Raw genomic sequence first — 20,848 nt, forward strand, 5'->3', positions numbered from 1 at the left:
TTACTTCTCCAGCACTACAAATGCGCAAACCAGATTGATTTCGTCACTAATCGAAAGATGATGATGGGTAATGCCCTTAGTACAAATCAATTGATTGAGTTCTGGATGAAATTGAAAAAAAGGTTTACCTAAATCATCATGACTAATCGTGATGTAGGTCAGACTGACCGGATGGCGAAGTCCGGTTCCCATTGCTTTGGATAAGGCTTCCTTGGCGGCGAACCGGCTGGCCAGAAATGAGATCGGTTTGTTGCTGCTATGGTATTCCTGCCACTCACTATCCGTTAATATGCGCCGGGCAAAACGATCGCCATAACGTTCCAGCGATTGAGCAATCCGGACAGATTCGACAATATCTGTCCCAATGCCATAGATCATCGCCGCGCCTCGATCATCAATTGTTTCATTTCCTCAACGGCCTGCTTGAAACCGGTAAAAATCGCCCGAGCCACAATGGCGTGACCGATATTTAATTCGGAAATCCCGGAAATCGCAGCGATCGCTTGCACATTCTCATAGTGCAATCCATGACCGGCATTGACTTTTAAGCCCAAATCAAGTCCTAACGCCACTGCCTTTCGCACTGCAGCAAATTGCAGTTGCTGCAGCTCAGCCGTAGGCGCATCGGCATAACTACCTGTGTGAATTTCAATAGCCGGCGCGCCCGCACGGGCGGCCGCCTCGATCTGTTGCGCATCCGCATTGATAAATAACGAAACCCGTATCCCCGCATTCCCTAATTGCAGACAAGCCCGTCTAATTTGATCGAAATGCCGGATCACATCAAGACCGCCTTCTGTCGTTAACTCTTCGCGCCTTTCCGGAACCAGACAAATATCATGAGGTTTTATTCTTAACGCTATGCCGATCATTTCATCGGTAACAGCACTTTCCAGATTCATCCGGGTTGTTAATCGATCTCGTAATATCTCCACATCGCGATCCTGAATATGCCGCCGATCTTCGCGTAAATGCAATGTAATAGCATCCGCACCAGCAGCTTCAGCAATCAACGCCGCTGCGATCGGATCCGGATATGTGGTTCCACGCGCTTGCCGCAATGTTGCGACATGGTCAATATTGACGCCCAGTTCAATCATGGTTTTGCATTTTCCGAGTTGCCTGTGATAACACTCTTATTTCCTCATTCGTACCCGAGACTTTTTAGCACGGCTTCACTATCAGCCCAACCGTGTCTAACTTTTACCCAAATTTCCAAATACACCTTTTCATTGAACAATTGTTCCATATCTTGGCGCGCTTCCGTCGCAATTTGTTTTAATTTTTCACCCTTCTTTCCAATCAATATTGCCTTCTGATTAGCTTTATCGACAAGAATTGTGGCGTAAATTTTGTACAGATGATTTTCTACTGTAAATTGATCGATCACTACGCTGGTTGAATAAGGAATTTCATCGCCAACCAAGCGAAACAGCTTTTCGCGGATAAACTCACTGGCCAGGAATCGCTCGCTGCGATCGGTTATGTCATCTTTTTCATAAATAGCCTGTTTTTCCGGCAAGTACCCGCGAATCGTATTAAGCAATTCCGGTAATTGAATTTTATGCACGGCACTGATGGGTATGATGGTGGAAAAATTAAAAGTTCCTGCCATACTGTTTAGAAAAGGCAACAACTGATTCTTATCCGAGACCTTATCGATCTTATTAATCACAAGTATAACCGGAATATTATCAGGCAAAATTTTGAGCGCATCACGGTCTCTTTGATCAAAGCGCATTGCTTCAATAACGAAGAGTATCACATCAACATTTTGCACACTTTGTGTCACCACCCGGTTCATGAATGTATTCAATCGATTAGTATACTGAGTCTGAAAACCTGGCGTATCGACAAAAATAAACTGTGTTTGTTGATCCGTTAGAATTCCATGAATTCGGAAACGTGTGGTTTGCGCTTTTCTGGATGTGATGCTGATTTTCTGGTGCAATAACTTGTTCAACAAAGTTGACTTGCCAACATTCGGCCTGCCTATGATTGCGATGTAACCAGCACGAAACTCTGTATCGTTAGTCATTTGAGAACAATTTTTTCAATGTGCAGTATTACAAAACTGCAACGCCTCACAATTGGCTTTCATGCGGCAAGCAAATTTTTTCATACGCTAACTTGGCTGCCGCTTGCTCCGCGCCTCGTCGGCTTGCACCTTCTCCAATCGTTCTGATATTAAACGAGGGGATCATACATTCCACTTGAAATTTTTGTTTGTGCGCTTTACCAGTTGTTGATACCACGCTGTATTCCGGTAACGCCAATTTGCGGCTTTGGAGATGCTCTTGCAGTAATGTTTTGGGGTCTTTACCCTGTGATTTCAGATCAATATTCTGGAAAAGCGGCAAATACAGCATGCTAATAACTTGTTCCGCTTGCTCGAAACCGCTATCCAGATAGATAGCACCTAAGACGGCTTCAAATGCATTCGCAAGAATCGAAGGACGATGCGCTCCACCGCTTCTTAACTCACCCTCACCCAGTTTAATCAGCTTATCGATTTGCAGATTAAGTGCAATATTGGAGAGTGCCGCTTGATTGACGAAATTTGCACGTAACCGTGACAAATGCCCTTCCGGCAAATCCGGAAAACTTTTATAGATCAAGCCAGCAATCGCGCAATTCAATATCGCGTCACCTAAAAACTCAAGCCGTTCATTATGAGGAGCACTGTGACTTCGATGGGTTAATGCTGCTTGCAATAATTTTGAATCCCCAAAAGCGTAACCAAGTCGATTGCAAAATGCTACTAAAAATTGATTATCCGTCTGCATGACTCCATGGGGCATGGTGTTTCCAGAATCAGTCACTCTCAGCCTGAAAATCAATGTGTAATGAAATATTAGCCACGAGTGGCATTTTAGCGGTGTATTTCGCGCTCAGGATAATTCGTCCGTTTTCTTTCTTCATCTGAATATCTTGAGCGCTTATGGATTTAATATTATCGACCGTAGCACGCTTCGCAAAGGACATTCTGATTTGTTGCAATTCCGGTGCTTGCGGATCAGTTTCTTTCATAATGGCCGAGAGATTTCTTTTAATCGAGTAATACTCAAAATAAGCAGGTGCGACTCTCAAAGCGGAGATTGCGAGTACTACAATGACCACGCTCCACAGCAGCAGGTCTGATAAGCTCATACCGCTCTGCTTTCGAAGTGTAGCGTAATACTCCATGCGTTATCCTTTTTAATGAAAAACCAAAGTATTAGTTGATAGACAATCCAATGCGACTTAGATCGCTAAAATTCCACCAAATCATGAAAGCTTTCCCGACGATATTTTCTTCTGGAACAAAACCCCAATAGCGGCTATCGCTGCTGCTATCACGATTGTCTCCAAGCGTAAAATAACTTCCGGGAGGCACTTCGCAAGTGAATCCGGAGCGCCGGTATTTGCAATTATCACGAAACTCGAATTGCCTCACATTTGCAAACTGGATTCCTTTTACATCCTGGTTAATCAGGATGGAGTGACTTTTTTCAGAGAGGTATTCCGTAAACCGATCGGCATAGATATACCCCAATCCCGATTCGATATATTTATAATCCGCTTCATACTCCAGCTTAACGAGCTCACCATTAATAATTAACTGCTTATTGTGATATGTAATGGTATCTCCGGGAATACCGATCACTCGCTTGATATAATCAATCGATGGGTCTTCTGGATACCGGAAAACCAAGACATCTCCGCGTTGCGGCTCGTTGACATCGATAATTTTCTTATTGATCACTGGAAGTCTGATTCCATAGGTGTATTTATTGACCAAGATAAAATCACCGACCAGCAGTGTGGGAATCATGGAGCCGGATGGAATTTTAAACGGCTCAATCACAAACGACCGTAAACTGAAAACGATCAGAATAATCGGAAAAAAACTTTTCGGATATTCGATCCACCAAGGTTCGCTATCCCCCTCAGCGCGCGTCTTACTCCAGAATAAATAATCCAATAAGTAAATAATGCCCGTCACAACAAGCAATACAAACAAAATCAGGGGAAAATTCATAGCAAATCCCTTGATTTCAAAGGTCTCAGTAACTCATCTGCGCGCACCAGTCTTAACTCAGCACTGGAAATCGATTCAACACTATTGATCAACATTATTTATTATCAACCTGCAAAATTGCTAGAAATGCTTCTTGAGGAATTTCCACATTACCTACCCGTTTCATTCTCTTTTTACCTGCTTTTTGTTTCTCCAGCAACTTTCGTTTACGGGTTATGTCGCCACCGTAACATTTTGCCAACACATTCTTGCGCAATGCTTTAACTGTCTCGCGCGCAATGATGTGAGCTCCGATTGCAGCCTGCACGGCAATATCGAACATCTGACGCGGAATTAATTCGCGCATTTTTTGCACCAGTTCACGACCCCGATATTGGCTATTACTGCGATGGATAATCAGTGACAACGCATCCACTTTATCCCCATTAATCAATACATCGAGCTTTACAAGATCAGAAGCACGAAATTCCTTAAATTCATAATCCAATGATGCATAACCGCGGCTTGTGGATTTCAGTCGATCAAAGAAATCCATAACCACTTCATTCAACGGCATTTCATAAGTCAGCATCACCTGCTTTCCCATATATTGCATGTTGGTTTGGTTGCCGCGCTTACTGACGCACAATTTAATCACGGCGCCGACGTACTCTTCCGGTACGATAATGGTCGAAGTAATGATCGGTTCACGTATTTCAGAGATTTTTGAAAGATCCGGAATTTTAGACGGGTTTTCGATCTCAATGATTGATCCGTCCCGCATCAGCACTTGATAAATCACCGTCGGCGCTGTGGTGATCAAATCCATATCGTATTCCCGTTCCAGCCGTTCCTGCACGATATCCATATGCAACAAACCCAGAAATCCGCAGCGAAAACCAAAACCCAGCGCCTGCGAAACTTCCGGTTCAAAATGCAGCGATGAATCATTCAGTTTCAGTTTCTCAAGCGCGGAACGCAACGCATCGTATTGATTAGATTCGACCGGATAGAGGCCGGCAAACACTTGCGGTTTGATTTCTTTGAAGCCCTGCAGCGGTTTATCTGCCGGACGGGTAGCAGAAGTAATGGTGTCGCCCACTTTTGCTGCATCAAGTTCTTTAATACCGGAAATAATAAATCCCACTTCTCCCGCGCTAAGAGATTCGCGTTGCACGGATTTCGGTACAAATACGCCCACTTGTTCGCACAAATGTTCCGCTTTTGTCGCCATCAACAACATCTTCTCACCCGGTTTCAGAGTACCTTCCATCACCCTGACCAACACCACGACACCGACATAATTATCAAACCAGGAATCGATAATCAGCGCCTTTAGCGGCGCAGCCGGATCACCGGACGGCCCGGGAATCTTTGCAATCAAAGCCTCCAGGACATCTTCAACCCCCTGTCCGGTCTTCGCACTGACCCGCACCGCATCTTTTGCATCAATCCCGATGACTTCTTCAATGTTTTGAATCACGCGTTCGGGATCTGCAGCCGGCAAATCGATTTTATTCAGCACTGGAATAACTTCGACGCCCTGCTCAATTGCGGTATAGCAATTTGCAACCGTCTGCGCTTCCACACCTTGCGATGCATCGACTACCAGCAATGCACCTTCGCAAGCTGCCAGCGATCGTGAAACTTCATAAGAAAAATCGACATGCCCGGGTGTATCGATCAGATTTAATAAATAAACCTGACCATCCCTTGCTTTATATTGCAATGCCGCAGTCTGGGCTTTGATGGTAATCCCTCGCTCACGTTCCAGATCCATCGAATCCAGAACTTGCTCTTCCATCTCGCGATCTGAAAGACCACCGCATAAATGTATAATACGGTCTGCCAAGGTTGATTTGCCATGATCGATATGGGCAATGATGGAAAAATTGCGAATATGCTGCATCGGGATATGAAATTTTTTATATCAACTTCCAGAACAAACCGACAAGGCACGTTATCCGGAAATTAAAATATTGTATCAATAGATAAAAGAGGCAGCATTCTAACGAAATTTAGCAAGATAATCATCTAAAGCTGCTAAATTCAGAAAGTGGTGGCAGATTTCCTGATTGGTAGCCGGTGACATCAACACCGGAACTTTCTCCCCATACAAAGCAGCCAATGCCGGATCGCTATCAATATCAATGACTTGAAAATCAAACGATACTTGCGTTTGCAGCTCTCGTAACGCAAGTATCATGTCCTGACAAAGATGACATTCCTCACGGCCGTATAATATCAATGCCTTCATAGGCTCACTGTTTGTTGTCATCGTCTGTGAGTTTCATTGTAATAAAAGTTGTCATTTCGCCGCGTTTAACCAATAAGGCGATATTTTTGCCGCTTTTCACTTGACTTAGCAGCTCGTTAAACTGTTCAGTGGTTTTAACATCTTTACTATTCAAACCCATAATAATGTCTCCAATGCGTATTCCTGAGCGGCTGGCAACTCCTTGTTGCATATCCTCAACCAGTAATCCATTCGCAATTTCCAGTTGTTTCTTTTGTGTTACTGTAATTTCACTGAGTATTAATCCCAAGCGATTCGGACGTTCTGTCTTTGTATCGGTTTTTTGTTTTGCTTTTACCGCAACTTTGTCGGAGGGCGTGTCACCAACTTCGATCTTAATTTTTTTTAAAGAACTATCGCGCCAAACTTGCAGGAAAACTTTTGAGCCTGGCTTAGTGTCTCCGACTATCCGCGGCAAATCGGAAGAAGTCGCGACTTGTTTTTCATCAAACAATAAAATAATGTCGCGTGCTTTTATGCCAGCCCGGTCTGCAGGACTGCCTTTTTCAACGGTGACTACTAAAGCGCCTTTACTTTCCGACAAACCGAATGACTCCGCCAATTCTTTTGTAACTTCTTGAATCATTACACCGATTCTACCCCTGCTTACTTTGCCGCTGACTTTTAATTGATCAGCGATCTCAGTCGCGACATTGATCGGTATGGCAAACGACAATCCCATAAATCCGCCTGTTCGGCTATAAATCTGGGAATTAATCCCAACCACTTCGCCTTTCATGTTAAACAGAGGGCCTCCTGAGTTACCGGGGTTAATAGCGACATCGGTTTGAATAAAAGGAACATAATTTTCTTGCGCCAAAGAGCGCCCTTTCGCACTTACAATTCCTGCCGTCACGCTATGTTCAAAACCAAATGGTGAACCGATGGCAATCACCCATTCACCAACTTTTAAATTCTCCGGGTTACCTTGTGTTACCTCAGGCAGATCGGCCGCATTAATTTTGATTAGTGCGATATCGGTTTTCCGGTCAGTGCCAATAATCTCAGCAGCATACTCACGCTTATTATTCAGTTTTACGGTAATTTCGTCGGCTGTTTCAATTACGTGCGCATTGGTCAGGATGTAGCCATCAGAACTAATAATGAACCCTGATCCTAACGATTTCGGTTCCGATTTTCGCGGCCCTGAAAATGGCTGCATGTGCCGTCTAAAAAAATCATAAAAAGGAGAATTTTCCGGAATATCTGGAAACTCTGGGGTTGTCTGATTATTTAAAGTACTCGCATTTTGTATCGTGCTAATGTTAACAACCGCGGCGCCATGTTTTTCGACCAGCTCTGTAAAATCAGGAAGTCCATTGGTTTGTGCATTAACAAATGTTGAAAATATTAGGAGTGGAAATAAAAGAAACTGAAGCATGGTGTTGATCCTTGCGGTATGGTGCACGAAATTATTTGATGGACAGAGATAGTCGAGGCGTTAATTGAACGATCTATTCGATTTTTTTGAAAAGGAAGTATTAGATCAGCCGCTTCTAACTACTGCCGAATTTATCTTTCTAGCTTAACAACAGCGTCGCCAATTAATTTAATTGTTTCCGGCGGCACTTCACCAACAGTGGTTATCTTGTTATTTTCAACTGTTCTCACATAAATATTGATAGCACCGCGGCTTGAAAAAAAACCTGCTACCGGTGATTCATTCTTATCAATCGATTCAATAAAAATTGAAACTGTCGCCAAACCATCGGTTAATGCAACATGATCAACTAGTGTTGACTTCTCAGTGAGTTTTCGTTTCATTTCTACTAATTTTCTGAAACCGGCTGGAAAACTGGAAATCTCCCACTTCAGCTCCCCCTCGTGTAGCAGAGATGCAGTCAGATTGGTAATCTTCCACCCATCCGAAACCATGTATGCATCATTAGGTATTACTTGATCGGGAGAAATATTTGCATTAATCTCCAATTGTACAAATACAAACTGTTCAATGATTTCATTGCCATGCGTCACAGCTACTTTCAGAAGCAGGCCTGTTTCAATATCGATCCAAAATTGATGCCCATACCGCAAGGAATCCCTTGGAATTAGAGATAAAACTTGACTTTCCCGATCAGCTACACGTTCCTTCCTGACTTCAGTTACATAATAGTATTCATCAATATCATCAGATGGGTGTGGAATGTAATCAGGAAAATATTTCCGTAACCATCGCTTCTCCGTGTAAACCCTTTTACTCTCCGGCAAATAACATTGCATCTCATCATTATGACGAAAAACAATTCGGGGCGTCCCATCCAAAACATCGATTCTTTCATGTTCACCCGACTGATCAATTTTGTGAACAATACGCGAAGCCTCTATCTGATGATCTGCAGAATAAACAAATGTACCTGTGAAATTATTTTGGCGAGGAGCACTGTTCATTTTTTTTAGCCAGACCAAAGCACCTCCTGAAGAAGGTGGCAATCCTTGTGCCCATGCTGAATTTAAACTGACAGTAAAAAACAGAAACAGCGTTACGATTCTACAACTCATCATCTCCCGTATCTTTCGTGATATTCGGTCGCACTGTTCACATTCGTTACGTGTCCTCTCAGAGTCACTCCGGGAGAGAATTCCCGATGAACAAACAGATAATCATTCATTTCAATGGGAGGGTGAGAAAAATTATGGTTCGGGGGTGGAGTTGAAATCATGACGGGTGCTACATTGGAATTACTTTCACGATTAATTTGTTCAGCAACCACTATTGTTCTTGGTTCGTATATGTTTTGCATCACCATCCACCCAGTAACCATGGCAATAACAGAAGCTGCAATTGAAAAGGCAAATACCTTATAACTTTGTTTTCTGGTATTGCTTTGAGAGGTCGTTGAAACAATTGGAGAGAGGATAGTGGGTTCGGATTTTAATTTCTGACTAACGCCAGGAGAAATATTCATCGATAATCGTGATGATTGCCGCATGGCATCTCCGATTAAATGATAAATTCTCCATTCCTCATGCAATTCATCTTCTTTTTTGATTGCAGCAATAACTTTGGAAATATCCTCATGTTCAAGTTCACCATCCATAAACGAAGATAATTTATTTTTCACATCACCACCTCTTGTCTTTACTTGTCCCCAGCAAAGGACGCAATTGTTCAGATATCGCTTCACGTGCACGAAAAATGCGTGAACGTACGGTCCCAATAGGACAATTCATAATATTTGCAATTTCTTCATAACTTAATCCGTCAATCTCTCTTAATACAATCGCAGTTCTTAATTCCTCAGGCAATGAATCCAACGTCTGATTAACTGTTTGAGCAATTTGCTGACTCATCAGTTCACTTTCAGGCGTATTCATTTCTTTTAATAAACCACTATCCTCAAAGTCATCACCATCCTCATTTTCAAAACCTTGCAAAGTTGGCAATTTACGACCTTGAGATACCAGAAAATTCTTGGCGGTGTTAATGCCAATCCGATACAACCAGGTATAAAAAGCACTATCTCCACGAAATGAAGGTAGTGCCCTATAAGCCTTAATAAAAGCTTCCTGCGTAACGTCCTCAACTTCGGCCGAATCACGTATAAATTGCGATAATAAACGTGCCAGCTTACGTTGATATTTAATGACTAGTAGATCAAATGCATGCTTATCTCCGGCTTGAACTCTCTCTACTAACTGTTGATCGATCTCCCGATCACCCATACAACTTGGTCCCTGAGCTTTTTGAATGAATTTTAATTTTATACTTGTTGCATTACAGGTCACATAATGACACAACAGATCAAGTATACCTATCCTATTCGATCTCGGGAACTAGGTTAATTCACGTCATTCGTAGCAGTGACAATTAACCCTACTGATAAGTTCACAATTAATCGCTCTTGGTACGCATAAATTTATTCTCAAGTTTGATAAGAAAATCCAACAAACTCTCGATATATCGCATTGGCTGGTAGCAATTTCAGCAGTGATATTTACACCTGTTACTAGGCGTAGCTTTCTATCTATCATGCAATATGCATATACCCCCAAGAAAATTATTATCTTTTTTCATGATCTATTGATTAAGTTACTCTTTTCAATTTTAAAAAACAAAGTTGACTAAATTAATCGGGTATTGTATAGTTGAGTAAATCAATCGGGTATTCTCATATAAGCAGCATTTTCTCAAACCCGTTCGTTTTTTATAGGAGTCAATCATGAGATTAACAACGAAAGGCAGATTTGCAGTAACAGCACTTTTAGATCTAGCTTTGCAACAAAGCAATCACCCTGTAACTTTGGCTGACATCAGTCAACGGCAGAAAATTTCACTCTCGTACCTGGAGCAATTATTCGCAAAATTGCGTCAATCTGAGCTTGTTGATAGTGTTCGTGGACCTGGCGGCGGTTATTGCCTCGCCAAAGACTTAGATAAAGTCTCAGTTGCGGATATTATCCTTGCAGTTGATGAGCCAATCGATGCAACACAATGTGGTGGAAAGGAAAACTGCCATAATGATGGAAAATGCATGACGCATGACCTATGGGCTAAATTGAATGATCTGATTTTTGATTACCTTGGTGCCGTAACGCTTAAAGAATTGGTTGACAATCAAATTAATCAAAAAAAACGAGACGATTATTCCACTTCTGGATATGCGCGAATCTAGCGCTGCTTAAATAGTGAAATATTCATTATCCATTTGAATTATTTTAACTTTTATATTTTTTATAAAATATAATTACTGAACAAAAATATTCTATCAATGTCAAATTTGGTAGTGTTTATATGAATTAGTTTATCGGAAAAATCATATGTCAATTACATTAACAGATAACGCCGCAAAACATATTCAGCAACAACTTGCAAAACACAGCAGAGGTTTGGCTTTTCGCGTAGGAGTAAAAAAATCCGGGTGTTCTGGTTTTTCCTATACTTTCGATTTTGCTGATCAGATTAATTCGCATGATCAATTATTTGAATCCAATAACATCATGATAGCTGTCGATCGTAATAGTCTTCCATATATTGACGGTTCTCAAATTGATTTTATAAAAGATGGACTTAATAGTTCATTTAAATTCATTAACCCGAATATCGATAATACCTGTGGATGTGGAGAAAGTTTCAGCGTTAAAGATTCGAATGCAATTACTTTATAATTAAAAATTAGTTTTTACTTCTCATCATAAAATCATAAAAAAACTATCTGGCAATTTATGCTTCCTTATGAAGGCATAAATAATAAATAAAGGAAGAAACCAAATGAGTGCAGTACTGCAAAGTCTGGTTAATCAACCATATAAGCATGGCTTCGTTACCGAGATTGAATCTGATATTGCCCCTAAAGGGTTAAACGAAGATATTATCCGGTTAATTTCGGCCAAAAAAAATGAACCGGAATGGCTTTTAACATTTCGATTAGATGCCTATAAAAAATGGCTAACAATGGCCGAGCCTAAATGGCAGAATGTCCATTATCCACCGATCGATTTTCAGGATATCAGCTATTATTCAGCTCCCAAGCCTAAAAAAAAGCTATCCAGCATGGATGAGGTTGATCCTGAGTTACTGAGAACGTTCGAGAAACTCGGAGTACCGATGCATGAACGTGCGGCATTGGCTGGAGTTGCAGTGGATGTTATTTTCGACAGCGTATCGGTCGCAACCACGTATAAGCAAAAACTTGCTGATGTAGGCATTATTTTTTGTTCCATATCGGAAGCGGTGCACAATCATCCAGAGCTAATCCAAAAATACCTTGGATCGGTGGTTCCTGTTGGAGATAACTTCTTTGCTGCATTGAACTCCGCAGTATTTACGGATGGCTCATTTTGTTTTATCCCGAAAGGGGTGAAATGCCCAATGGATCTATCGACCTACTTCCGTATAAATACCGAAGGATCCGGGCAGTTTGAACGAACCTTGATCATTGCAGAAGAAGGCGCATCTGTTTCATACCTGGAAGGTTGCACTGCGCCCAGATTCGATACCAATCAATTGCACGCCGCAGTGGTTGAGCTCATTGCTTTGGATGATGCAGATATCAAATATTCAACAGTACAAAACTGGTATGCAGGCGATGAGAAAGGGATCGGCGGCATATACAATTTTGTTACAAAGCGTGGATTAGCTAAAGGCAAAAATTCCCGAATCTCTTGGACCCAAGTTGAAACAGGTTCCGCAATAACCTGGAAATATCCCTCTTGCATCTTGCGTGGCGAGAACTCTGTAGGTGAATTCTATTCGGTAGCTGTTACCAATAATTTTCAGCAGGCTGATACAGGCACAAAAATGATACATCTGGGCAAAAATACCCGTAGCACGATAGTCAGCAAAGGTATTTCAGCCGGACACTCCAATAGCAGCTATCGTGGTTTAGTCAGAATCGCTCCGACTGCAGAAGGTGCACGTAACTATTCGCAGTGTGATTCGATGTTGATAGGTGATCAATGCGGCGCTCACACATTTCCCTATATCCAAGTACACAATAATACCGCCAAAGTTGAACATGAAGCCTCTACGTCAAAAATCGGTGAAGATCAGCTTTTTTACTTTTCCCAGCGAGGTATCGGCGCAGAAGAGGCTGTTTCTATGATTATCAATGGCTTCTGCAAGGATGTATTTCAACAATTGCCCATGGAGTTTGCTGTTGAAGCTACGAAACTTCTCAGCTTTAAACTGGAAGGAAGCGTAGGATGATTATTAATAATAGCAAGACCATTCTCGCCGTCCAAGGATTGCATGCCAGCATCAATGGTAAGGAAATTCTAAAAGGAATCGATCTGACGGTTAAGCGTGGTGAAATCCATGCCATTATGGGTTTAAATGGCTCAGGCAAAAGTACATTCGCCAAAGTATTAGCAGGTCATTCAGCGTATGAAATTACCGCAGGCTCCATTTATTTTGAAGATAAAAATTTGCTCGAATTGCCCCCCGAAGAACGCGCGCGTGCAGGATTGTTTTTAGCATTCCAATATCCCGTTGAAATTCCGGGTGTTGCAAATATACAGTTTCTGCGTCTCGCTTATAACACCATCCAATCCCAACGTGGAAAAGAAGAACTCGATCCGCTTGAATTTGATGACTTCGTTCGTGAAAAAATGAAGCTTTTGAATATGAAACCAGATTTTCTGGATCGCAGCGTGAACGAAGGCTTTTCTGGTGGTGAAAAAAAACGAAATGAAATTCTGCAAATGGCGTTACTGGAGCCTCGCTTGAGTATTTTAGATGAAATGGATTCCGGACTTGATATCGATGCGCTCAAAACAGTGGCTAACGGTGTAAATCAAATTACAAGTAAAGACAATGCCACCATCTTAGTGACGCACTATCAACGCTTACTGAATTATATCGTGCCGGACTTTGTTCATGTCATGCATGCAGGTCGCATCGTTTTGACAGGAGGAAAAGAACTTGCGCAAGAGCTTGAAACACGAGGTTATGATTGGGTAACCGATCAGGGCGGATCCACTAACAAGTTAATTGCCTGATTATGATTATTAATAATGTCTATCTGGAACGTTCCCTGGAATCATGGCCGTTCACAAAAACCAAGCCCTCGACGTGGCTTAGTCAATTACGTGCCAATGCAATCGATCTGGCCAGTATGATGAGATTCCCTACTAAGCGTGACGAAGAATGGCGATTTACTGATATTTCAGCATTAACGCATCTCCCATTCCGGGCTTCACAACCCGAGAACAGCATTCATATCAGGGACGTTGAACATTTATTTCTATCAGAAGCAAAAATTCGATTGGTATTTATTGACGGGCATTTCTCTTCGAATCTGTCAATCTTTGACCCGACTTCACTCACAGTTGGCAATTTACCAATGTTTTTATCTTCTAACTCTGCTTATCTCGAGTCTCATCTCGGCAAGCTTGCCCAATTTGACGATAATGTTTTTGCAGCGCTAAACACGGCGTTTCTCAGTGACGCAGCAATCATTTCCATTCCAAAAAACGCCACTGTCCGAGACCCCATTCATTTATTGTTTATCGCAACACAGAGCGAAGTCACTAACTACCCGCGCTGCCTCTTGGTTTGCGAAGAAGGAAGCAACATTAGTCTCGTGGAAGAATACATTGCGCTTAGCAATACCAAATACATTACTAATTCCGTAAGTGAATTTTTTCTTGCGCCTCAAGCAAATGTGAAGCACATCAGGATTCAGCGGGAAAATATGGATGCTTTTCACTTTGCTAACTGTGCGGTTTCACTGGAACGAGCGAGTCATTATCAATCGATCGGTATTACTACAGGAGCGCGGATTTCCCGTCATAATCTGAATGTTTACTTAAAAGATGAAGCGGCAGAATGCACAATTGATGGACTCACCATGATTTCAAATCAGCAACTTGCGGATACACATTCATGCATTGATCACATCAAACCCCATGGAACGAGCCGTCAACAGCATAAATGCATAGTGAGTGGGCAAGCGCACGCTGTCTTTAACGGAAACATCATTGTTCGACCTCAGGCCCAGCAAACCAATTCTTCACAATCCAGCCGTAATCTCTTGCTGAGTAAAACTGCGCAAATCGATACCAAGCCGCAACTGGAAATTTTTGCGGACGATGTGAAATGTGCGCATGGTGCAACAGTTGGTCAATTGGATGAAGAAGAATTGTTCTATCTTGAAAGCCGCGGTTTAACCCCTGCCGCTGCGCGAAGTCTATTAACTTATGCTTTTGCTGCTGAGATTATCAATCGCGTCACGGTAGTGTCGCTTCGGCAGCGACTGGAACAAGCTATCCTTTCCCAGAATTGCGAGTCATGAAAATGAATGCCACTCAAGCATCGCTGAAGTCTGATATGTTCAGCAGCCCAGATTGGGAAAAAATCCGAACGGATTTCCCCATACTTAAACTCAAAATCGATGGAAAACCACTGGTTTATTTCGATAATGCGGCATCCAGTCAAATGCCGCAAGCTGTCATTGATCGCCTGGTTCGCTACCAAACTACGCAGCACGCCAATATCAATCGTGCGGTTCATTATCTATCGGAAGTTGCTACGATGGAATTCCATCAAGCGCGATGTAAGTTGCAACGGTTTATCAATGCTCGTGAAGACCGCGAAGTTATTTTTACCAGCGGCACCACCGACTCAATCAACCTTGTCATGCATGGATATGGCCGTAAGTATATCAAGGCGGGCGATGAAATCATTCTCACAACTATGGAACACCATTCGAATATTGTTCCATGGCAAATGCTGGCTAAAGAGAAAGGCGCAAAAATTCGAGTCGTACCCATCACCGATACCGGTGAACTGGAAATAGACGAATTTGAAAAGCTATTTAATGAACACACTAAATTTGTCGGTTTGATTCATGTCTCCAATGCGCTTGGCACCATCAATCCGATCAAGCAGATGATCGAGTTTGCTCATCAGCATGATGTTCCAGTATTGATTGATGGCGCGCAAGCTGCACCTCATCTTGCGATTGATGTACAAGCGCTCGATTGTGATTTTTACACTTTTTCAGCGCATAAATTGTGCGGTCCGACAGGTGTCGGGATACTTTATGGGAAAGCAGCGCTGCTCGAATCCATGCAACCATTTAAAGGTGGCGGCGACATGATCGCTTCAGTTACTTTTGAAGAAACTCTTTACAATACCATTCCCCATAAATTTGAGGCTGGCACACCACCCATTGCCGCCGCAATTGGATTTGGCGCCGCGATTGATTATTTAACTGCAATCGGTATCGATCACATCGCATCGTATGAATCTTCATTGCTTGACTATGCAACCGAATGCCTCAGTGAAATCCCCGGTGTCAGAATTATCGGTACAGCACCCCACAAAACCGCGGTCATTTCGTTCACTATTGACGGTATCCATCCACATGATATCGGTACTATTCTGAACCAGGATGGTATTGCCGTGCGAACCGGTCATCATTGCGCTCAACCAGTTATGCAGCGATTTAATGTTCCCGCTACTTCGCGCGCTTCTTTTGCTTTTTACAATAAAAAATCTGAAATTGATGCTTTGGCGACTGGCATCAGAACTGTTCAAAAGGTTTTTTTATAATGCATTCCAATTCACTGTATCAAGAAGTCATTTTAGATCACAATCGGAAACCGAGAAATTACGGAAAATTAAATCCAGCCAGTCACCACGCAATTGGCCACAACCCTTTATGCGGCGACCGCCTCGACATCACCTTGCAAGTTGAAGATGAACACATCAGTGCCATTGCATTTGAAGGGGAGTCATGCGCTATCTGTAAAGCTTCCGCTTCGATGATGACAACAGCAATCAAAGGAAAAACGCGATCGGATGCGGAAATGTTGATCGCTGAATTTCGAGATCTGGCCACTGGAAAATTAGATCTCAACCAACCTCATCACTTGGGGCGATTGACAGTTTTCTCAGGAATCCGGGATTTACCAACACGAGTTAAATGCGCGATTTTGCCGTGGCACACCCTGCATGCAGCGCTCAATTCAGTTAATAATGTTTCAACTGAAGATGCAGCAAACAATCTTCAGACAGCAACCAACCAATCCTAGCCGCATCCGAGTTTTATCAACATTTGAGCCTGCAATGCGGAGACTCTTATTTAATTTTTCATTTTTCCTGATAAGAAAATGCCAAAAATAGCTGATATTGAAGGAACCCCTAATAAGAATGCTTTGAAATTCATTCTTAAAGAACCGCTCACGTGGGGAATTGCCCGCTCCTACGACAATGCCGAATCTGCAAAAGATGATCCATTGGCGTCGGCGTTGTTCGATATTGATCATGTCACCAATGTTTTTTATATCGATCATTGGATTACTGTGACTCAAGATGGTGATGCAAATTGGCAGGATTTAGCCCGAGAGATTGCTGATCCAATCCGTGCGGCCCCTGCCGCTTCAGCGCAGTCAGCCGAAGCTGTTGCCAATGCACATCAGGCATTTGCCGATTTGTCACCGGAAGACCAATTGCGGTTGGAAAAAATCAATATACTGCTGGACGAAGAAGTCAGACCTTATCTACAACACGATGGAGGGGACTTGCATATACTGGGACTTGAGGGGAACATTCTTCGCATTCACTATCAAGGGGCCTGCGGCACTTGTCCCAGTTCAATTTCAGGCACACTCAGAGGTATTGAAAATATGCTGAAAACCATCGAGCCCGACATCCAAGTAATCGCGAGTTAACAGTCAAAAAAAAAGGTGGCTGCGCCACCTATTTTTTTGATTCAGCTGATTTTAATATCAGACACGTTTCTTAAACTCATGATTGTGCGGGTCAATCTCAATTTTGTCGCCAATTCCAACAAAAGCCGCTACCTGAATTTCAAAACCGGTTCCTGCCAATCGTGCTGGCTTCATGATTTTCCCTGTCGTATCACCGCGAACTGCAGGTTCGGTATATTCGACTTCGCGCACAATCGTAGATGGTAATTCAACCGAAATGGCTTTACCGTCATAGAAAGTCACCTGACAAACATCTTCCATACCGTCGATCAGATAGTGTAATACATCGGACATATTTTCCGCTTCCACTTCGATCTGATTATAGTCCGCATCCATAAAAACGTAGAGCGGATCGGCAAAATAGCTGTACGTGCAGTCTTTCCTATCCAATACTACCAGATCAAATTTCTCATCCGCTTTATAAACCGTTTCAGTAGTTGTTGCGGAAAACAAATTTTTTAGTTTCATCTTAACCACAGATGCGTTACGGCCAGATTTGGTAAATTCCGCCCGCTGTACGACCATGGGATCATTACCAATCAAAATGACATTACCTGAGCGTAGTTCCATTGCGGTCTTCATATTTCAAGTTCCAAAATAATAACGTTATAAACAAAATTGATGCGATACTCAATCAATCGACTTAAGTAATAAAGGTTGCGGATTATAGCTGATTTTCAACAAATTGCACCAGGTTAGTTACCAAATCCTGTTGCATCATCAGCTGATTAGCCCAGCTTTCATTATGCTGCATCAATGACTCGCGAAATGCCAAGAAGTTCACCCAGGCTTCAACACTAAATGCCTTTTGTCCGTTCCAACAACTCCACATTTCCCTTACCGTGGCGGCCAACGGAATTGTCATATTCTCCGTATAGCGCTCAAGGAACGCATCCAATTTTTTAAAATGGGCTTGCTCCTGCTGTGGGTAAATATTCCAGACAAATAATTTTGCTGCCCATTGTGCGCGCACAAATGAATCTTCACCTCGTACAAAATTGATATCGCAACACCATAACAAACGATCATAATCGGTCTGCTCCAGAAACGGAATAATCCGAACGCATAACTGCTTATGTACTAGCAATGACGCACTTAAGCCATATAAATCTTCAAGAATAGTCAAAACACGGCGAGCCACAGTTCCTTCTGGTACGATTAACAAAATTGGCTCTGCGGATTCTGCTAATGCATGCAGCCATTGCTCTACAGGCGCATCCGCATAACAAAACAGTGAAACCCATAAACAATCAGGCTTCTTATCATCTAAACCGATTCGCTTTATAAAGCTTTGTTGAAGCGTATCATCAAATTCGTTTCTTAGTTTCATCAATGCCTGTTCACGTAATAATCCTCCAGTACCATTCACAAAGCCCGGGAAAAAAAAGAATTTGGTAAGGGGAAGCCGTGGATGCGGTGAAGGTAATAAATGATATTCGACAACCCATTGTTCAGCACTCAGATACTCCAAATTGATCCACAGAGGGGGTTGTTTATGCTGGAGCATCGCCGAGATATAAACATCCGGCAAATCACACGCAAATGCTTCGATCACTACATCTGCACAAATAATCCCCATTTGTATTTGTTGCCAACTGCATATTTCCACACCTTGAGCTTTTTGAATCAAGCGCTTGCAATCCAGTCCCGGTGTAAAGGAACTTAGAGTATCCAGATCATCAATCCAGAGCCGCACTTCCTGATCAAAATCACCCGCTAATTGCCTGGCAAGCCGCCAGCAAACCCCAGCATCGCCAAAGTTGTCGATAACTTTGCAAAAAATATCCCAGCGATAGCGCATACATTATTATGGGAGTAAAAAGATCTTCGGCCTTGTGTGTTGTTGTTAACTCTCAGTTAATAGTGTCGCCCAATTCTACTAAGCTCTTCAATGGGAATCTTTTTTCAGGATGATGCTTTTCTGGCGTTCAAACTCATGTTCCGTGAGTGCACCCTTCTCTTTCAATTGATGCAAACGTTCCAGCGCCGCTAACGGATCTTGACTCTGCGAATCCGTTGCGGCACTGGCCATTTCTGTTTCAACAGAATTTTCCGCAGGTGACTTTACCACTCCGAAGAAATTAAGTAGTTTGGTTAGCAACCGTTTTATTAAGTACCAGAGTTTCGGTAGTAACCAAATGGCAATAACGAGAAAAACAACCATTAACGCAAGAAAAACCGCCGGGTAATTTAAGGCGGTCCATAATCCCGAGAGTACCAGCAGATCCCCGGAAATGGAAGCTGACCAATTTGTAATGGGTTCCGGCGAAGTATTAATCAGCAACCGGGTGCCCGTCTTGGTTGCATGGGTGGTCGCAGCCAAACTGCCCCCCAGGATGCCTGCAGCTATTTCAAGCGCGGGCGTGACATCCCCTACTGCGCTTGCCGCCAGCATTGCACCGGCAGGAATTCGAATAAATGTTTGAATGGAATCCCATACGGAATCCACCCCTGGTATCTTATCCATGAAAAATTCAATGAAATACATAACCCCAGCCGCCATAATTACCAGCGGATCTTCCAGGGCCGACAGTTCAGCAGGCAAATCGATATGCCCGGTCGACCCTCCTAATCCCAGCACTAATAAAACGGCATACAAATTGATGCCGCTTGCCCACGATGCACCCATCGTTAAAGCAATTGTCGCCAGCAGCGCTTCATAATTTTCCATGCTTCAATCCACTTGATCTAGAAAACGCATCATTGATATCACAACCGTTGGGTTCATTGAGCCATTGTTAGCGAATTAATCAGCGAATTCCTAACTACCACGAATCAAAAGGATCGGAATATGTGATGTCCGCGCCAGTCCCTCCGCAACACTGCCAAGCAAAATACGGCTAAAGCCAGTTCGGCCATGTGTTCCCGTAATAATCAAATCCGCCGATTGGTTCTTGGCTTCATTGATAATAACGTCTACAACTCTCTGTCCCTGCGCAATCAATAGCTTGGTTTCATGTTCAATTCCGGTTTGACGTATTTTGTTGTGTGCACGCGCAAGAATTTTTTCCCCGTTAGCGCGAAGCGCATGCACCAGTTCGGCATAATTAATGTAATCATCATTTTCAGAAAACAATACATCTTCAATGACATGCAAAACCGTGATATGCGCCTTTTGTTGTTGCGCAAATTTAATTGCCTCATCCAGCGCGTACTCAGAAGTCGTACTGCCGTCTATCGGTACTAGAATTCGCTGATACATGGTGCCCTCCCCCAAGAATATTTCCGGCAATAATTCTGCCGCTGCTATAGAATCTCCCTATTTTTTCATGATTGTTGAACACAAAGTAACAATCGAAACAGTCTATTTACCGCGGTTCATTATCTAATTTAATTTTTGATATGGTTATATCCAGGTAAAATGTCAAGAAACCATCAATTTCTTAGCCGGGATGCCA

The 20,848-nt window shown here is 42.7% G+C and carries 24 protein-coding genes; 8 read left to right on the forward strand and 16 right to left on the reverse strand.

All coding sequences use genetic code 11. The features are described from left to right. The 12 genes from acpS to rpoE form a co-directional block, all read right to left on the reverse strand. Entirely contained in the window at positions 1-378 is a 378-nt protein-coding gene (acpS, locus tag ACV7NC_RS03065) for a holo-ACP synthase (RefSeq protein WP_458153978.1), read from the reverse strand. Beyond that, positions 375-1,100 carry a pyridoxine 5'-phosphate synthase gene (gene pdxJ, locus ACV7NC_RS03070; RefSeq protein ID WP_458153979.1) on the reverse strand — a complete coding sequence of 242 codons (726 nt, stop codon included), beginning with the start codon at positions 1,098-1,100 and terminating at the stop codon, positions 375-377. Before pdxJ ends, acpS begins: the two co-directional genes overlap by 4 nt. Positions 1,101-1,144: 44 nt before the next feature. Continuing rightward, on the reverse strand, positions 1,145-2,038 hold the full coding sequence (era, locus tag ACV7NC_RS03075) for a GTPase Era (RefSeq protein WP_458153980.1): 894 nt from the start codon (positions 2,036-2,038) through the stop codon (positions 1,145-1,147). Between the two features lie 46 nt (positions 2,039-2,084). Next, positions 2,085-2,786 carry a ribonuclease III gene (gene rnc, locus ACV7NC_RS03080; RefSeq protein WP_458153981.1) on the reverse strand — a complete coding sequence of 234 codons (702 nt, stop codon included), beginning with the start codon at positions 2,784-2,786 and terminating at the stop codon, positions 2,085-2,087. 28 nt (positions 2,787-2,814) lie between these two features. Then, a complete protein-coding gene (locus ACV7NC_RS03085) occupies positions 2,815-3,186 on the reverse strand; it encodes a DUF4845 domain-containing protein (protein WP_458153983.1) in 372 nt (123 codons plus the stop codon). A gap of 31 nt (positions 3,187-3,217) precedes the next feature. Then, positions 3,218-4,021, reverse strand: a complete 804-nt coding sequence (gene lepB / locus ACV7NC_RS03090; protein ID WP_458153984.1) for a signal peptidase I — start codon at positions 4,019-4,021, stop codon at positions 3,218-3,220. 94 nt (positions 4,022-4,115) lie between these two features. Next, a complete protein-coding gene (lepA, locus tag ACV7NC_RS03095) occupies positions 4,116-5,909 on the reverse strand; it encodes a translation elongation factor 4 (RefSeq protein ID WP_458153985.1) in 1,794 nt (597 codons plus the stop codon). A gap of 99 nt (positions 5,910-6,008) precedes the next feature. Then, positions 6,009-6,278, reverse strand: a complete 270-nt coding sequence (locus ACV7NC_RS03100; protein ID WP_458153986.1) for a glutaredoxin family protein — start codon at positions 6,276-6,278, stop codon at positions 6,009-6,011. Then, positions 6,262-7,677 (reverse strand): DegQ family serine endoprotease, encoded by a 1,416-nt coding sequence (locus ACV7NC_RS03105; RefSeq protein ID WP_458153988.1) that lies wholly within the window; start codon positions 7,675-7,677, stop codon positions 6,262-6,264. Before ACV7NC_RS03105 ends, ACV7NC_RS03100 begins: the two co-directional genes overlap by 17 nt. Before the next feature lie 131 nt (positions 7,678-7,808). After that, entirely contained in the window at positions 7,809-8,798 is a 990-nt protein-coding gene (locus ACV7NC_RS03110) for a MucB/RseB C-terminal domain-containing protein (RefSeq protein ID WP_458153989.1), read from the reverse strand. Then, on the reverse strand, positions 8,795-9,358 hold the full coding sequence (locus ACV7NC_RS03115) for a sigma-E factor negative regulatory protein (protein ID WP_458153990.1): 564 nt from the start codon (positions 9,356-9,358) through the stop codon (positions 8,795-8,797). Before ACV7NC_RS03115 ends, ACV7NC_RS03110 begins: the two co-directional genes overlap by 4 nt. 1 nt (position 9,359) lies before the next feature. Further along, positions 9,360-9,959, reverse strand: a complete 600-nt coding sequence (gene rpoE, locus ACV7NC_RS03120; RefSeq protein WP_292924504.1) for an RNA polymerase sigma factor RpoE — start codon at positions 9,957-9,959, stop codon at positions 9,360-9,362. Between the two features lie 497 nt (positions 9,960-10,456). On the opposite strand from rpoE, the gene iscR reads away from it, so the two are divergent. From iscR to ACV7NC_RS03160, 8 genes are all read left to right on the forward strand, one after another. Then, positions 10,457-10,909, forward strand: a complete 453-nt coding sequence (gene iscR / locus ACV7NC_RS03125) for a Fe-S cluster assembly transcriptional regulator IscR (protein WP_458153991.1) — start codon at positions 10,457-10,459, stop codon at positions 10,907-10,909. Between the two features lie 145 nt (positions 10,910-11,054). After that, a complete protein-coding gene (locus ACV7NC_RS03130; protein ID WP_458153992.1) occupies positions 11,055-11,402 on the forward strand; it encodes a HesB/IscA family protein in 348 nt (115 codons plus the stop codon). A 103-nt stretch (positions 11,403-11,505) separates the two neighbouring features. After that, a complete protein-coding gene (sufB, locus tag ACV7NC_RS03135; protein WP_458153993.1) occupies positions 11,506-12,942 on the forward strand; it encodes a Fe-S cluster assembly protein SufB in 1,437 nt (478 codons plus the stop codon). After that, on the forward strand, positions 12,939-13,733 hold the full coding sequence (gene sufC, locus ACV7NC_RS03140; protein ID WP_458153995.1) for a Fe-S cluster assembly ATPase SufC: 795 nt from the start codon (positions 12,939-12,941) through the stop codon (positions 13,731-13,733). The genes sufB and sufC overlap by 4 nt, the downstream gene beginning before the upstream one ends. 2 nt (positions 13,734-13,735) lie before the next feature. Next, positions 13,736-15,028: a Fe-S cluster assembly protein SufD gene (sufD, locus tag ACV7NC_RS03145; protein WP_458153996.1), complete on the forward strand. Its 1,293-nt coding sequence runs from the start codon at positions 13,736-13,738 to the stop codon at positions 15,026-15,028. 2 nt (positions 15,029-15,030) lie between these two features. Further along, a complete protein-coding gene (locus ACV7NC_RS03150; RefSeq protein WP_458153998.1) occupies positions 15,031-16,290 on the forward strand; it encodes a cysteine desulfurase in 1,260 nt (419 codons plus the stop codon). Beyond that, a complete protein-coding gene (gene sufU / locus ACV7NC_RS03155) occupies positions 16,290-16,772 on the forward strand; it encodes a Fe-S cluster assembly sulfur transfer protein SufU (protein ID WP_458153999.1) in 483 nt (160 codons plus the stop codon). The genes ACV7NC_RS03150 and sufU overlap by 1 nt, the downstream gene beginning before the upstream one ends. A 78-nt stretch (positions 16,773-16,850) precedes the next feature. Then, positions 16,851-17,411 (forward strand): NifU family protein, encoded by a 561-nt coding sequence (locus tag ACV7NC_RS03160; protein ID WP_458154001.1) that lies wholly within the window; start codon positions 16,851-16,853, stop codon positions 17,409-17,411. Positions 17,412-17,468: 57 nt separating this feature from the next. Here the strand turns inward: ACV7NC_RS03160 and ACV7NC_RS03165 are convergent, their stop codons facing one another. From ACV7NC_RS03165 to ACV7NC_RS03180, 4 genes are all read right to left on the reverse strand, one after another. Continuing rightward, on the reverse strand, positions 17,469-18,032 hold the full coding sequence (locus ACV7NC_RS03165) for an elongation factor P (protein ID WP_458154002.1): 564 nt from the start codon (positions 18,030-18,032) through the stop codon (positions 17,469-17,471). Between the two features lie 82 nt (positions 18,033-18,114). Continuing rightward, positions 18,115-19,251, reverse strand: coding sequence for an elongation factor P maturation arginine rhamnosyltransferase EarP (gene earP / locus ACV7NC_RS03170; protein WP_458154003.1), 1,137 nt, complete (start codon positions 19,249-19,251; stop codon positions 18,115-18,117). An 87-nt stretch (positions 19,252-19,338) separates the two neighbouring features. Beyond that, a complete protein-coding gene (locus ACV7NC_RS03175; RefSeq protein ID WP_458154004.1) occupies positions 19,339-20,121 on the reverse strand; it encodes a DUF4126 family protein in 783 nt (260 codons plus the stop codon). Positions 20,122-20,211: 90 nt separating this feature from the next. Further along, positions 20,212-20,652: a universal stress protein gene (locus ACV7NC_RS03180; protein ID WP_458154005.1), complete on the reverse strand. Its 441-nt coding sequence runs from the start codon at positions 20,650-20,652 to the stop codon at positions 20,212-20,214. Positions 20,653-20,848 lie beyond the last annotated feature (196 nt).

It is taken from the genome of Nitrosomonas limosa, from assembly GCF_054188085.1.